18 protein-coding genes are annotated in these 14,219 nt (G+C 66.8%); 6 read left to right on the top strand and 12 right to left on the bottom strand.

Translation table 11 applies throughout. The features are described from left to right. Positions 1-44 precede the first annotated feature (44 nt). From Q8O26_RS04550 to Q8O26_RS04590, 9 genes are all read right to left on the bottom strand, one after another. Positions 45-1,577 (bottom strand): acyl-CoA carboxylase subunit beta, encoded by a 1,533-nt coding sequence (locus Q8O26_RS04550; RefSeq protein ID WP_305573916.1) that lies wholly within the window; start codon positions 1,575-1,577, stop codon positions 45-47. Positions 1,578-1,682: 105 nt separating this feature from the next. After that, complete coding sequence (locus tag Q8O26_RS04555; RefSeq protein WP_305573918.1) at positions 1,683-2,624, bottom strand: hypothetical protein; 942 nt, start codon at positions 2,622-2,624, stop codon at positions 1,683-1,685. Positions 2,625-2,694: 70 nt separating this feature from the next. After that, positions 2,695-3,492 (bottom strand): ATP12 family chaperone protein, encoded by a 798-nt coding sequence (locus Q8O26_RS04560; RefSeq protein ID WP_371134449.1) that lies wholly within the window; start codon positions 3,490-3,492, stop codon positions 2,695-2,697. A gap of 32 nt (positions 3,493-3,524) precedes the next feature. Beyond that, the gene (recO, locus tag Q8O26_RS04565; protein ID WP_305573920.1) at positions 3,525-4,235 is read right to left on the bottom strand and encodes a DNA repair protein RecO; all 711 of its coding nucleotides are present in this window, start codon (positions 4,233-4,235) and stop codon (positions 3,525-3,527) included. A gap of 3 nt (positions 4,236-4,238) precedes the next feature. After that, positions 4,239-4,472, bottom strand: a complete 234-nt coding sequence (locus Q8O26_RS04570) for a DUF1737 domain-containing protein (RefSeq protein ID WP_305573922.1) — start codon at positions 4,470-4,472, stop codon at positions 4,239-4,241. A gap of 3 nt (positions 4,473-4,475) precedes the next feature. Beyond that, positions 4,476-5,384: a GTPase Era gene (gene era / locus Q8O26_RS04575; RefSeq protein ID WP_305573924.1), complete on the bottom strand. Its 909-nt coding sequence runs from the start codon at positions 5,382-5,384 to the stop codon at positions 4,476-4,478. Further along, the gene (gene rnc / locus Q8O26_RS04580; RefSeq protein ID WP_305573926.1) at positions 5,381-6,124 is read right to left on the bottom strand and encodes a ribonuclease III; all 744 of its coding nucleotides are present in this window, start codon (positions 6,122-6,124) and stop codon (positions 5,381-5,383) included. The genes era and rnc overlap by 4 nt, the downstream gene beginning before the upstream one ends. Before the next feature lie 8 nt (positions 6,125-6,132). Continuing rightward, a complete protein-coding gene (gene lepB, locus Q8O26_RS04585) occupies positions 6,133-6,870 on the bottom strand; it encodes a signal peptidase I (protein ID WP_305573928.1) in 738 nt (245 codons plus the stop codon). Positions 6,871-7,142: 272 nt separating this feature from the next. Beyond that, a complete protein-coding gene (locus tag Q8O26_RS04590) occupies positions 7,143-7,424 on the bottom strand; it encodes a hypothetical protein (protein WP_305573930.1) in 282 nt (93 codons plus the stop codon). On the opposite strand from Q8O26_RS04590, the gene Q8O26_RS04595 reads away from it, so the two are divergent. The 3 genes from Q8O26_RS04595 (at position 7,423) to Q8O26_RS04605 (ending at position 9,809) form a co-directional block, all read left to right on the top strand. After that, a complete protein-coding gene (locus tag Q8O26_RS04595; protein ID WP_305573933.1) occupies positions 7,423-7,569 on the top strand; it encodes a hypothetical protein in 147 nt (48 codons plus the stop codon). The genes Q8O26_RS04590 and Q8O26_RS04595 overlap by 2 nt on opposite strands. A 637-nt stretch (positions 7,570-8,206) precedes the next feature. Then, positions 8,207-8,977, top strand: coding sequence for a motility protein A (locus tag Q8O26_RS04600; RefSeq protein WP_305573935.1), 771 nt, complete (start codon positions 8,207-8,209; stop codon positions 8,975-8,977). Between the two features lie 7 nt (positions 8,978-8,984). Continuing rightward, positions 8,985-9,809 (top strand): flagellar motor protein MotB, encoded by an 825-nt coding sequence (locus Q8O26_RS04605; protein WP_305573937.1) that lies wholly within the window; start codon positions 8,985-8,987, stop codon positions 9,807-9,809. Here the strand turns inward: Q8O26_RS04605 and Q8O26_RS04610 are convergent, their stop codons facing one another. Beyond that, the gene (locus Q8O26_RS04610; RefSeq protein WP_305573939.1) at positions 9,810-10,643 is read right to left on the bottom strand and encodes an alpha/beta fold hydrolase; all 834 of its coding nucleotides are present in this window, start codon (positions 10,641-10,643) and stop codon (positions 9,810-9,812) included. A 144-nt stretch (positions 10,644-10,787) separates the two neighbouring features. On the opposite strand from Q8O26_RS04610, the gene Q8O26_RS04615 reads away from it, so the two are divergent. Beyond that, on the top strand, positions 10,788-11,876 hold the full coding sequence (locus Q8O26_RS04615) for a malate/lactate/ureidoglycolate dehydrogenase (protein ID WP_305573941.1): 1,089 nt from the start codon (positions 10,788-10,790) through the stop codon (positions 11,874-11,876). Here Q8O26_RS04615 and Q8O26_RS04620 read toward each other — a convergent pair whose 3' ends face one another. Beyond that, entirely contained in the window at positions 11,877-12,680 is an 804-nt protein-coding gene (locus Q8O26_RS04620; RefSeq protein ID WP_305573943.1) for a crotonase/enoyl-CoA hydratase family protein, read from the bottom strand. Between the two features lie 10 nt (positions 12,681-12,690). Then, on the bottom strand, positions 12,691-13,155 hold the full coding sequence (locus Q8O26_RS04625) for a PaaI family thioesterase (protein ID WP_305573945.1): 465 nt from the start codon (positions 13,153-13,155) through the stop codon (positions 12,691-12,693). Positions 13,156-13,280: 125 nt separating this feature from the next. On the opposite strand from Q8O26_RS04625, the gene Q8O26_RS04630 reads away from it, so the two are divergent. Then, a complete protein-coding gene (locus Q8O26_RS04630) occupies positions 13,281-13,607 on the top strand; it encodes a hypothetical protein (protein WP_305573947.1) in 327 nt (108 codons plus the stop codon). Between the two features lie 83 nt (positions 13,608-13,690). After that, positions 13,691-14,059 carry an Ig-like domain-containing protein gene (locus Q8O26_RS04635; protein WP_305573949.1) on the top strand — a complete coding sequence of 123 codons (369 nt, stop codon included), beginning with the start codon at positions 13,691-13,693 and terminating at the stop codon, positions 14,057-14,059. Positions 14,060-14,219: the final 160 nt, after the last annotated feature.

Below are 14,219 nucleotides of genomic sequence, written 5' to 3' on the forward strand. Positions count from 1 at the left end.
ATGACGCGTCCTTGATGGAGATCAGACCTCATGACCTTAGCCCATCAGAGGGGAATGTTGTCGTGCTTCTTCCAAGGCATGTCGGCGGATTTGTTGCGCAGCAGGGTCAGGGCCCGCGCGACGCGGCGACGGGTCGAGTGCGGCATGATCACCTCGTCGATATAGCCGCGTTCGGCGGCGATGAAGGGTGAGAGGAACCGTTCCTCGTATTCCTTCGTGCGGGCGGCGATCTTCTCGGCATCCTTCATGTCGGCCCGGAAGATGATCTCCACAGCGCCTTTGGCGCCCATCACCGCGATCTGTGCCGTCGGCCAGGCATAATTGATGTCGCCGCCGATATGTTTGGAGGCCATCACGTCATAGGCGCCGCCGAAAGCCTTGCGGGTGATGACGGTGACGAGCGGGATGGTGCACTGGGAATAGGCGAAGAGCAGCTTGGCGCCATGCTTGATAAGCCCGCCATACTCCTGCGACGTGCCGGGCAGGAAGCCGGGAACATCGACGAAGGTCACGATCGGGATCGAGAAGGCGTCGCAGAACCGCACGAAGCGCGCCGCCTTGCGGCTCGCGTCGGAATCGAGAACCCCGGCCAGCACCATGGGCTGGTTGGCGACGATACCGACAGAACGCCCTTCGAACCGGGCGAACCCCGTGATGATGTTCGGCGCGAACTTGCCCTGAATCTCGAAGAAATCGCCCTCGTCGACCGTCTTCAGGATCAATTCCTTCATGTCGTAGGGCTTGTTCGGATTGTCCGGGACCAGCGTGTCGAGCGACATGTCGATCCGGTCGGGCTGGTCGAAGGACGGGATTTCCGGCACCCCCTCCATGTTGTTCGACGGCAGGAAATCGATGAGCCGCCGCATCTGCAGCAGCAGTTCGAGATCGTTCTCATAGGCGCCGTCGGCAACCGACGACTTGACCGCATGGACCGAGGCGCCGCCGAGTTCCTCGGCGGTGACGACCTCGTTGGTGACCGTCTTCACCACGTCGGGTCCGGTCACGAACATGTAGCTCGTGTCCTTCACCATGAAGATGAAATCGGTCATGGCCGGGGAATAGACGTCGCCTCCGGCGCAGGGACCCATGATCAGCGAAATCTGCGGAATGACACCGGAAGAGATCACATTCCGCGTGAAGACTTCGCCATAACCACCGAGAGCATCGACACCTTCCTGAATTCGTGCACCACCGGCATCGAACAGGCCGATGATCGGCGCACGGGCCTTCAGCGCCATGTCCTGGATCTTGGTGATCTTGGCGGCATGGGCGCCCGAGAGCGAGCCGCCGAAGACCGTGAAGTCCTTCGAGAAGATGAAGACCGTGCGGCCGTTGACCGTGCCCCAGCCGGTGACGACGCCGTCGCCGGGGATATGGGACTTCTCCATGCCGAAATCCGCGCAGCGATGCTGCACGAACATGTCGAACTCCTCGAACGACCCCTTGTCGACCAGGAGCTCGATGCGCTCGCGCGCCGTCAGCTTGCCGCGGGCATGCTGGGCATCGATGCGCTTCTGGCCACCGCCGAGGCGGGCCTCGGCACGACGATCTTCCAGCTTTTCAAGGACGTCCTTCATCGCAGCGCCGGGGAACGTGCCCCGCCCCTCATCGGTATCGAGCCAAGCTGGTCCGATAGCACGCAAGCTCCGCGCCAACCAATGAGACTGTCGGGGGATGCGCCTTCAGGCGGCGATGGTCTTTCCCCGATTGTACTTCCAGATGCCGACGGCGAGGATCAGGGTCGTCACCCCCGCGACCAGCACGGTCAGCGGCGAGGCGCCGAGCTTCTCGAACCACTGGGTATAAAAGTGGATGGCCCCGAAGACGGCGGCGAGGTTCAGCACCCACGGGCGGTTGGCCCGCGCCGCCCAGATGGCCACTCCGACGATGGCGACCAGCCACAGGAGCGAGAAGGTCCAGGACGGGATGATGGGCAGGTAGCGCGACGTCGCGTTCCGACCGACGAACCAGGTGAGGCGGTCGCCCCAGAGCGAGCCGACCCAGAAGCCGAAATTGACCAGCAGAAGGCAGGTACGCGCCGCGACGATGGCGAGCCGCGCCATGTCGGCCGCCAGAACCTTGGAAGCCTGGTAGGCGGCGATCGCCAGCCCCGAGAACAGGAGGACGGTGACGGCCGGTTGCTCGACGGCGAGAAAATAGGTCGCGCGCATGTAACCGGTACGCGCGCCGATCGTCGCCGATAGGGCGAGGACGGCAAGGGCGATCAGGAGGCCGGACCGCGCCGCGATGCCGCAGCCGACGAAGATGGCCGTCACCGCGAGAAGGGCCAGAACGGACCCCTTGGTCAGGAACATGACGCCGCCGGCAAGCATCAGCGCCCCTGCGAGGAGACAGACCTGCGCCAGGATCGCCCAGGTCTGCTCGCCGCGGAGGACGAAGCCGAGGCCGACACCCCCGAGGATTCCGCCCAGAACGACCGCTACCATCGGTTCCGGCACCAGCCCCAAGACCCCGAGAGCCACGGCCACCACGCCGAAGCCTATCAGCATGTTCATGGCGAGGGACCCGGTCGTCTCTGCCGCCAACGCTTTGAGGCGCATAGCCTCTTCGGCCGTCATGCGGCCCTGTTCGACCAGCTTGCCGATATCGAGGGTGATCTTCATGGGCGTCTCCGGACCGACCGGATCGCCGGCGGGCACGCAGCAATGGCGCCCGCACCGTTTCACCGGCGTGTCACACGGCAGCGAGGACGGTTGCCGCAGCATCGAATTCGCGGCGGCGCGCGACACGCCTCTCGGCCGCATCGGCATCCTCGCCCCACTGGGATGTCTGGAAATCCTCGTCGACATGGGCGGCCGCCCACACCGCGTCGCCGTCGAGCCGGCCGAGCAGCAGGGCGAGCGCCAGCAGCGCCGACCCGGTCAGCGTCGTCACGACATGAGTGGCGCCGATGCGCCAGCCGTCATGCTTGGGGAGCGCTGCGGCCAGGGCCTCCAGCGCGGAGGGCGGCTGGGTGACGAAGACGACGCCCTGCGACAGGATCAGACGGGCCCCGAGATCGTCGCGGGCCCAGGCGACGACCGGATCCCAGACGACCGCCTGGCGGGCGACGAGGGTCGCCGGACCATCGGCGCGATAGCAGAGGAGATCGGACGAGGCATAGCGCACGATTTCTGCCGCGACCGGGGCGGGATCGGGCACGACGCCGTCGATGATGGAGTTGGCGATCCGCGTGATCGGCATCTTCAAGGGCTCGATGAATTCGCCGAGGGCCGCCCATTCCGCCGCGACCGCCGTCGCCAGCCTCTCCGTCGGAAAGGCCAGCGGATGGCGCCCCGGTGTCTTCGCGGGACGGCCGTCGAGGAGCAGCCGCCAGCCCGCGTCCGAGGGACCGGCGCTCGCTTCCCGGTAGAAGCGCTTGGGATAGGCCGGCTTCATCGCGAGCCGGGCCGCGGCCACCGGGTCATAGGCGGCCGGATCGAGGTCCCGGGCGAACCAGTCTTCGAAGACGCTCTTGCTCATGGGCGCCATGTAGAGGCTCGGCGGCGCGAATTCAAACGTGTTCAGGCAACGAAGCGCAGGAACACCTCGCGAGCGTCGGGCATGGCGAGGCCGCGCGGCTCGAAGACGTGACGGGACAGGAAATGACCGGTCAGGCGGAAGCCGGCCCGCACGTCGTCCGGCGCGATCACAGCGGCGCCGCGCAGGAAGGCCGGCAGGGCGAGCAGCCGGTCGTGCCAGGGCTCACCGGCGGCACGGGACACGGCCCGCCCGGTCTTCGGCGAGACATAGACGAGGTCCTCCGTCGACCCTGTCGCGGCGCATTCCGACAGATCGACGCCGAACCCGAGGAGCCGCAGCACCTCCAGTTCGAAACGCACCATCAGCGGCGCGGCGATGGCGACATCGGGAAGGGTATCGGCGATGAGTGCGACCGCCTCGTAGATCCCCTCATGAGCCTCGCGTTCCGGCATCAGCCGCGCCATTGCGGCGAGAAGGGTGATGCCGGCGATGCCCTCGCGCGCCTCCATCAGGCGCGCGGCGCGCGAGACCTTGGCCTCGATCGCATAGGTGCCGAGATGCTCGTCGAGCCGCGCAGACCAGGCCGCATGGACGGTGTTGCCGGGCTGGATCACCGGCTGCTGGCGACGCGACCGTCCCCCGCGCACCAGGCCGAGATGGCGGCCGTGGTTGCGGGTGAACAGTTCGAGGATCACGCTCGATTCCCCGTAGGATCGGGCGCCCAGGACGATCCCCTCGTCGATCCAGTGCATGGATCAGAAGTCGGACAGCTTCAGGTCCGGCGAATAGGCCACGTCCTCGACTTCCCTCACGATCGCCTGGCCGCAGATCACGCGACCCTTGGCGGCATCGAAGGTGAGGGTCGGCGGGCCATAGAGCTGCCAGCCCTTGTTGATCGCCTCGCTGACGCGATGGCAAAACGCAGAATCGTCGGGGCCGGTCAGATAGCGGTAGAGAGTCGTCGCGCTCTTCGGTTTGACGGACAGCATGGCTCACCTGCCTTTCGGATATTCCAGACCCATGCGCTCGTAGCGCTCGGGATCGTCGCCCCAGTTCTCGCGCACCTTCACGAAAAGGAACAGGTGCACCTTGGTCTCGAACAGCTTCGAGAGTTCCTCTCGCGCCGTCGTCGAGATGAGCTTGATGGTGTCGCCGCGCTTGCCGAGCATGATCTTGCGCTGCCCTTCGCGGACCACATAGATCGTCTGCTCGATGCGGATCGAGCCGTCCTTGCGTTCCTCGTAGCTCTCAGTCTCGACGGTGGCGTCGTAGGGCAATTCGTCGTGCAGACGGTGATATAGTTTCTCGCGGGTGATCTCGGCGGCCAGCATGCGGGCCGGCACGTCGGATATCTCGTCCTCGGGATAGTGCCAGGGGCCGGCGGGAACGACGGCCGCGAGGTGGCGCTTCAGGTCCATGACCCCCGACCCGGTGGTCGACGAGATCATGAAGGTCTGGTCGAAGGTCGCCCGCGCATTGATGGCGGTGGCGAGGTCGAGGAGCTTCGGACGCTCGACGAGATCGACCTTGTTCAGCACCAGGTCCTTCGGCTGGCGGATGTCGCCGATCTTGTCGAGGAGGGCATCGACGGGCTCGTCGACGCCCTTCTTGGCATCGACCAGCACGAGCACGCGGTCAGCATCGGCAGCGCCACCCCAGGCCGCCGAGACCATGGCACGGTCAAGACGGCGCTTCGGCGAGAACAGGCCCGGCGTATCGACGAGAATGACCTGCGAGGCCCCTTCCATCGCAATGCCGCGCACCAGGGCACGGGTCGTCTGCACCTTGTGGGAGACGATCGTGACCTTGGCGCCGACGAGCGCGTTGACCAGCGTCGACTTGCCGGCATTCGGCGCGCCGATGATGGCGACGAAGCCGCAGCGGGTGGCATCTTGGCTCATGGTGCGTTTCCAGGTTGCGGCATGGCCGACCAGACGCCCTCGCGCAACAGGACGGCAGTGGCGGCGGCGATCTCCGCCTGCCGCTTGGCAGCGCCTTCGCCGATGCCGTCAGCGAGGCCGGGTATGATCACGGCCATGGTGAAGACGGGTGCGTGGTCGGGACCGGCCCGCGCCACGACTTTGTAGACCGGGGTGGCGAACCCCCTGCCCTGCGCCCATTCTTGCAGGGCGCTCTTGGCGTCGCGCAGCGGCGGTGCGTTGGCGACTAGGCGCTCGCTCCAGTTGCGGATGACAAAGGCCTCCGCGGCCGCCCATCCCGCATCGAGATGAATGGCGCCGATCACCGCCTCGCAGAGATCAGCGAGAACGCCGGGGCGTCGGCCGACCGCCGTCTGGCTCTCCGTCGGCCCGACACTGACGCCGTCGCCGAGGCCGAGCACAATGGCGATCTCGGCGCAGGTCTCCGCCCTGACGAGGTCCGACAGCCGCCGCGACAAGGTGCCCTCGTCGTCCTCTGGCAGGGCCTTGAACAGCATGGCCGCCACCGCGAGACCGAGAACCCGGTCTCCGAGAAATTCCAGCCGTTGATAGGAACCCGAGCGCTTTTCGATGCCCGATACGGCGCTCGGATGGGTCAGCGCCCGCGCCAGCAACCCCTTGTCGGCGAAGACATGGCCGATCCGCGCCTCCATCTCGTCGAGGCTGGCACGCTGGACCTTGGCTTTGCGACCTGGCGCCACGGCCCCCGTCACCTCACGAGATTTCCAAACCGTGTCCAGCGGATCGACCAGGGCCAGCGCCAGAAGGCCCAGGCGCGCTCACCCTCCTCAAGGGAGAAGAACAGGATCTGGGCGCGGCCGATCAGGTGGTCGAGGGGGATCGGGCCGACCTGGCTCAGGACACGGCTGTCGGTCGAATTGTCGCGGTTGTCGCCCATGACGAAGACGTGGCCCTGAGGCACCTCGTAGACCGGCGTGTTGTCGTAGAAGCCGTTCTCGTAGAGGTCGAGCGTGGTGAATGCGACACCGTTCGGGAGTGTCTCGCGATAGCGGCGGGTGCGCACCTGCCGGCCGTCCTCGGTATCCACGAAGTCTTCGATCCGCTGGCGCGGAACCGGCGTTCCGTTGATGTGGACCTGACCGGAGATCATCTGGATCCTGTCGCCGGGAAGGCCGATCACGCGCTTGATGTAGTCGACGTCGGGCTCGCGCGGCAGGCGAAAGACGACCACGTCGCCGCGGGTCGGCACCGATCCCATGATCCGCCCGTCGAACAGGTTGGGCGAGAACGGGAAGGAATATTTCGAATAGCCGTAGGAGAATTTCGAGACGAAGAGGTAATCGCCGACGAGCAGCGTCTCCTTCATCGACCCCGACGGGATGTTGAACGGCTGGAACAGGAACGTGCGGATCACGAAGGCGATCAGCAGCGCGTGGATCACCACGCGGACCGTTTCGCCCAGTCCGCTCTTTTTGTCATCGGCCACGCGCGTCGAACCTCATGTCGAATGAGCCCGCCCTATAGCCCGCCCGGCGGAGGTCTTGCAACGATGTCGGTGGTGAACTGCCGTTCGTCGACCGGTAGGAGCACCGGCCCTTGCACCAGCCGCGCCCGCTCTCGATCACGACGGGGCCCGGGAACGTGAGCTTGCCGGAATTCATTCAATGGCGGCGACTGTGGGCGAGGACCGGGCGTCGGCGGGCCTTCCTCAGGCTCCGTCGCGACGGACCCCATGTTTCGCCGGTTTCGGCAGACCGCCTAGAACTGCACTTCCTGCCGGTTGCGGATCGAACGGCCGGTCGTGTCGCGCAACTCGGGAACGATCACGGGCGCCGGCGTTCCAGGCCCGACCGGATCGCGGGGAACGGAGGCGCGGCGCACCGGCTCCCGGTTTCGGTCGATCGTGGTCGGGATCGCGCCGGCCCCCTGGCCGCTCATGATCGTACCGCCCAGCGCATTGCCGCCGGTCGGCGCACCCGTCGACACGCGTGAGACATTGCTGAGCGTCGTGCTCTCGCGCGCTCCAGGAGCCGTGCGCATGCCATCCACCTCCAGCCGCGACGGCGCCACCGCCGACGTGCGGGCGGAGAGCGGCACCGCTGTCGACGACGATGGCGGAACCTGTCCTGCCGACGCAGGCGCCGGGAGGGCCGACGTCTCGACGCGCGCGACGGGTACCGCCTGAGCGGCCACCGGCGCAACGACCGGGGTCTCGCGCGCGGTCATGCACCCTGTGAGGAGGACCGCCGAGGCAGCGATGGCAGCAGCTTGCTTGATCATGAATGGGTCCGTTAAGGCCGCTGGCAAGGCATTGGGAGTCATCTCACAGGGCGGCTTCCAGCCCGGCGGCTCGGTGATCGGCTGCCGCCAGGCCTTGAGAAGAGGACAGCCGGCCAAATTGCCCCCGGATCCTGTCGCGACGGGTTGACGCAGTGGACCGGCAAGCCGTGGCGAAAAGGTGGCGCCTCAGCGGGTGCGGCGGCCACTCTGTGGCTGGGCCGCGCCCTGTGTCGCGTGCGGACCCAGCGCCGGATCGGGCGGCAACGGCGGCGGCGTCGCATTGACAACGGGCGGTCCCGGAGGCGCGGAGGACTGGGTTTGCGCACAGCCGGCGAGCCCGACCATGGCGACGATCGTCAAACCTCCGAGGATCATTGTCTTCATGGCAACTGGTCTCCGTGCGTCACTCTAGCCCTTTAGCTGCCGGACGGCAGGCTCCGCAAGTCGTCCGAAAACCGGCAACGCCCTGGCAACCTTAAACAAGTCTTAGGCGGCATCTCCTAGTGTCAGATACCAGCAGGGTTGCGCGTTCGGAGTCTTCGATGGATATCGCCACAGTCCTAGGCCTGGTCGCGAGTGTGGCCGTCCTCGTCGGACTGATCATCATCGATGGCGGCAATTTCGCGCAGTATGCGGACAAGCACGCGGTCATCATCATTTTCGGCGGCGCTTTCGCGGCGACGCTGACGCGCTATCCCCTCGGCGTGGTGATGCACGGCATTCCCATGGGCTTCAAGGCGGCCATGGCGATGCGCTCGATCAGCCCGCGCCAGCTCGTCGAGGAGATCGCCACCATTGCCGATGTGGCCCGCAAGCAGGGGCCCAACGCCCTGGAAAAGCTGGACATCTCGGATCCGGTCCTGGCTCAGGGCGTGCGCTACATCGCCGACGGCTACGATGTCGACTTCATCCGCCAGGCCATGGAGACCGACAAGGACAAGGTCTACGCCGAGCTCGACGAGGCTCAGAAGATCTACCGCTCGATCGGCGATTGCGCCCCCGCCTTCGGCATGATCGGCACGCTGCTGGGCATGGTCAACATGTTCGCCAACATGACCGACCCCTCGAAGCTCGGCCCCATCATGGCCATGGCGCTGCTCGCGACCCTCTACGGCGCCGTCATCGCCAACATGGTCTGCATGCCCATCGCCGACAAATGCCATCTGAAGATGGCGGAAGAGGACCTTTGCCGGTCGATCATCATGGATGGCGTGATCCAGATCCGGAACCAGAAGAGCCCGCAGATCGTGAGGGAGATGCTTCTTGCCTACCTGAGCGAGCACGATCGCCATGCAATGACCGAAGCGGCCTGAGGATACGATGGCAAAGCGCAAGGGCGACGGACACGCGGGCGGTCACGGCTGGTTCGTGACTTTCGCCGACCTGATGGCGCTGCTGATGTCGTTCTTCGTCGTCATCGTCGCGACGTCGAGCCAGGACGATCGCAAGAAGCACATGATGACCGGCTCGTTCCGCGAAGCCTTCGGCACGACCAGCAACACCCTGCTCACCGGCATGGTCGAGCTGCACGGCATTCCGACCCGGCCGTTCATCCAGAACCTGTCCTCAACCCCCGAATCGCCCACCGACCGCCCTGCGCCGCGCACCGACGAGCGCCATCCCGACGCGATCAACGCCTTGGCCGACCGGCGCATGGCGCTTGCAGCCGCCAGCCTGCGGCAGGCGCTGCAGGCCTTCCCGGAAATAGCCGAGCTTTCGAAAAACATCATCATGGAGGAGCGGCCGGACGGGCTCGACATCCAGATCGTCGACCAGGACGGCCGCGCCATGTTCCCGCCCGACGGCCGCGAGCCCTACGAGCGTACGCGCCGCCTGATCGCTGCCCTGGCCCCGGCCCTTCGCCAGCTCTCCAACCGGGTCACCATCACCGGCCATACATCCGGTGCGCGGGTCCTCAGCCGCCCGGGTTACGGGCCATGGGACCTCACCGCCGACAGGGCCAACGCCGTCCGGATGATCCTCGAGGAACAGGGGCTGCCGCCCGACCGCATCTTCGCCGTCACCGGCAAGGGCGACAGCGAGCCGCTGTTCCCGGACGACCCCCATCTGGCTGCGAATCGCCGGGTTTCGATCCTCATCATGAAGGAATCGCCGGTGGCTCCGCGTTCCTTCCTGGGCAACTGATCAGACCCATGCGATCGACTCGAGGAACTCGGCGACCAGCAGGTTGAACAGTTCGGCGCGCTCGAAATAGACCGAATGGCCTGCCTCGGCGACCACGTGGGTCCGGGCCTGCGGCCAGGTGCCGGCAACGAGCTCGATCCCGCGCGGGCAGATCAGCGGATCTTCGGACCCGATGACGAACAGCGCCGGACAGGCCATACGGGCTGCGTCAGTGGCGCCGCGTGTGCGCTGGGTACGGATGCGCTTGCCGACTTCCTCCTTGTCGAGGCCGTATGTCAGCCGGTCGATGCCTTGGTAGAGGGCGTGGAGGGGCGGATTGCCCTCGGCCATCCGGGCTCCAGCGGCCCGGTGGATGCCACGCGCAGAAAGGTCGGCGAGCACGGCCGGCATGGCCTGCCGCCAGTCCTTGACCCCCGGATCGTCGAATCGGTCGTAGTCGAAGGAACCGGTGGTGCAGGCCATCACGAGACCCGCGACGCGATCGGGCGCCGCCAGCGCCGTCTCGACGCAGGTCCAGCCACCCATGGACTGGCCGATGATCACCGCCTTGCGAACCGCGAGGTGATCGAGGAGGGCGATCAGGTCACCGGCGAAGAGTTGCGGATCGGCCATGCCTCCCGGCGCCGTCGACGGCGCAAATCCCCGGTGCGAGAAGACCACGACCCGGTGCGTTGCGGCTAAGGCCGGCGCCGACTGCCACCAGCTCAGATGGTTGCCGCCGAGCCCATGGGCGAAGACCACGACAGGGCCCTCGCCGCCGACCTCGTATTGAATGACGGCACCGTCCGGGCGCGCCAGGCGGCCGGGGGTCAGGGCGGGGATGGGTGTCGGCATCGTAAACTCCTGAGACTGCGTCAGCCTAGACGGCGGCGCCCCCGGCCGGAAGCGCCGGTGATGCAGGCCGACCGTGCCGGCACGGCCCTATCCGCGATCCCTGCCTGCGTCCATGATCACACAAAACAACACAGGAGGATGTCCATGGCCACGGTCGATGCAGAGCGCCTCGCGGGGCTCGTCGCGACGATATTCGAGAGGGCGGGCTGCGACGGCGACGAGGCGCGCCGGATCGGCCACTATCTCACCGAGGCCAACCTGACCGGCCATGACAGCCACGGTGTCGCCCGTGTCCCGCGCTATGTCGACTGGCTGAAGGAAGGCCGCGTCGAGGCCGGCAAGTCCGTTACCGCCATCGTCGACACGCCGGCCATCACCGTGCTCGACGGCCATTACGGCTTCGGCCAGACGGTCGGCCCCCAGGCGGTTCGGATCGGCATCGCCAAGGCGAAGCAGCACGGCCTCGCGGCCGTCGCCCTGCGCAAGGCCGGCCATCTCGGGCGGATCGGCGATTTCGCCGAGATGGCGGCGGCCGAGGGCCTCGTCTCCATCCATTTCGTCAATGTCGTCGGCTCGATCCTCGTCGCTCCCCACGGCGGCGTCGACCGCAGGCTGTCGACGGCCCCCTATTGCATCGGCGTGCCACGGCCCGGCGAGGCGCCGCTGCTGCTCGACTTCGCCACGTCCCTGGTGGCAGAAGGCAAGGTCCTCGTCGCTTCTCTCGGTGGCAAGCCCATCCCGCCGGACGCGCTGATCTCGCCGGACGGCACCATGAGCAACGACCCCGCGGTGCTCTACGGCCCCTATCCGGCCGGCCCGGGCACCCGTGACCCGATGAACGGCCCCGGCGCCATCCGGGCCTTCGGCGAGCACAAGGGCTCAGGTCTCGCTTTCATGTGCGAGATCCTCGGCGGGGCGCTCACCGGCGCCGGCACGACGGGGCCGGACAAGCGCTTCTGCAACGGCATGATGTCGATCTATATCGACCCCAGAGTGGTCGATCCCGACGGCTTCTTCCCCGCCGAATGCGCCGACTATGTCGCCTATTACAAGAGCGCGCGGCCGGTCGAGGCCGGCGGCGAGGTTCTGGTGCCGGGCGAGGCCGAACTGCGCTCGCGGGCGAAGAAGCTCGAACAGGGCGTGCCGCTCTCAGACGGCACCTGGGAAGCCATCGCCGCCACGGCGCGCGAGGTCGGCGTCGGCGACAATGTCATCAAGGCGGCGCTGCGCTGATCAGATCGATCCAAAATCGCCGCCGCGGCCCTTTCCAGCGGCGAATCGCCCGGCGCCAGCGATCCCCTCCTTCACCGCCATGGCCGAGGACGTGCGCCACTCGTTGCGCAGCGCCTCGGTCAGGCTCAGGTCCCATTGCGCAAGGGCCGAGGCGCGGTCGGCCCTGAGGCATCCCTGGGGAAACCGCGCGATCTCGTGCGCCAGCGCCTCTGCGGCCTCGCGGGAAGAGCCTTTCGGCACCACCCGGTCGGCAAGGCCGATCCGCAGCGCTTCGTCCGCCTCCACCTTGCGGCCCGTGAGGATGAGGTCGAGTGCCCGGCCCTGACCGACGAGGCGCGGCAGGCGCACGGTGCCGCCATCGATCAGCGGCACGCCCCAGCGGCGGCAGTAGACGCCCATATAGGCGTCTTCCTCCATGACCCTGAGATCGCACCACAGCGCCAGTTCCATGCCGCCGGCGACAGCCGGTCCGGCAATGGCCGCGATCACCGGCTTGGTCAGGGCGAGCCGGGTCGGCCCCATCGGCCCGCGCGGCCAGTCTGAGTCGTGATCGGGGATGTCGAGATCGCCCCCGAATGGCGTGCCGTCGGGAGCAGCCGCCGCATGCTTGAGGTCGAAACCGGCGCAGAAGGCGCCGCCCGCGCCCCAAAGGACCCCGACACTGGCGCTTGCATCCGCCTCGAACGCAAGAAGCGCCCGGCTGAGCGCTTCGGCACCTTCCGGGTTCATGGCGTTGCGTGCCGCTGACCGCGTGCGGATGAAGGTGGTGACCGGGCCTGAAGTCTCGACGATGAGATCCGTCATGTTTCGCTCCTCAATCGACGATCCCTGGCGTCTCGACCACCATCATCGTCGCGGTCATCATCGCGATGAGTTTGCGCTCGCCGCCGGTCTCCGCAAAGCACTCGCCGAGGGTCACCATGATCGTCTTGCCTGGCCGGACGACCCGGCCGACGCCGATGAAGCGGTCGCCCTTGCCGGGCGACATCATGTTCACCTTGAACTCGACGGTGAGGACGCCCGAACCTTTCGGCATCAGCGTCATCGCCGCGAATCCGCAGGCATTGTCGACCAGCGTCGAGATCGCCCCGGCGTGCACGAAGCCATGCTGCTGCAGGATGTGCGGTGCATAGGGCATCGCCATCTCGACCGCGCCGGGAGCGACGGTTTCGAGGCTCATTCCAAGAGTCGCCATCATGCTCTGCCGCGCGAAGCTGGCACGGGCCCTCGCCTCGAAGTCCGGATCTTTCGGCAGAACGTCCTGCAGCGCGGCAGCCATGCGCGGGCACCCCCGTTGAAATTTAAACAAAGGGTCGCAAACTGCCCTATGGTCACGCAACCCGTCTGGTCGGTCGAGGGATCGCATTGTTCTTCTGGTATATGCCACGCTTTACCGAGGCCGCCATGGGCGCTGCCAACTTGTCCGCTTCGGCAGCCGTCGCATCGGCTGTCACCATCACCCATCGCATGATCCTGATGTCGGATCCCGCGACGGCATGGGATGTGTCGTCGCGCGGCGAGGCGATGCGAATGATCTCCGAGAAGATGGACGCGGCGACGCAAGGCTCTCTCGACGCCGCCTTCGCAGTGGGACGTCTCGCCATCAACTCGGCGACGGGCAAGATGTCGACCGATGACGTGGCGCACGGGCTTCTCGCCATCGGTGTCGCGGCGGCGCGTCCGGCGGCACGGCGTGCCAGGGCGAACGCGAAACGGCTGAGCCGAACTTGACGCGGCCGCATAGGCCACCATGTCCGAGGAATGAGGCTTAGTCAGGCGCCCGACCTTCGGGCATGAGGCCAAGGAGGCTGACCATGCGGCACCCGTTACGCGCTGCCACGCTCGCCCTGGCCGCCCTCACCGTCACCACGTCGGCAGCTTCCGCACGCTGCAACGTCGCCGCCCGCCCCTTCGTCATGGGCCAGCCCGGGCATATCGCCATGAGCGTCTCGGGCGAACCTTGCCGCATCAGCCTGCAGGCCGGCGGACAGAGCCACTATGACTCGCTGAGCATCGTCGAGCGGCCGCGCGGCGGACGGCTGGTCGCCGACGGGCATACCGGCGTCGTCTACACCCCCTATCCAGGCTTCAGCGGCACCGACCGTTTCGTCTTCGCCGTCACCGGCACGAGCAGCATCGGCAGCGGCACATCCGAACTCTTCGTCGACGTCGTCGTCGACTAGGCCTCAGCTCAGAACGTTCACCAACCACAATGCCAGCGCCGGGAAGGTGACGACGAGGGCGAGCCGCAGGATATCTGCGGCGACGAAGGGGATGACACCGCGATAGGTCGAGAGGATCGGCACGTCCCTGGCGATGGCGGAGATGACGAAGACGTTGAGG

It is taken from the genome of Phreatobacter sp. (assembly GCF_030691135.1).
GTDB lineage: Bacteria > Pseudomonadota > Alphaproteobacteria > Rhizobiales > Phreatobacteraceae > Phreatobacter.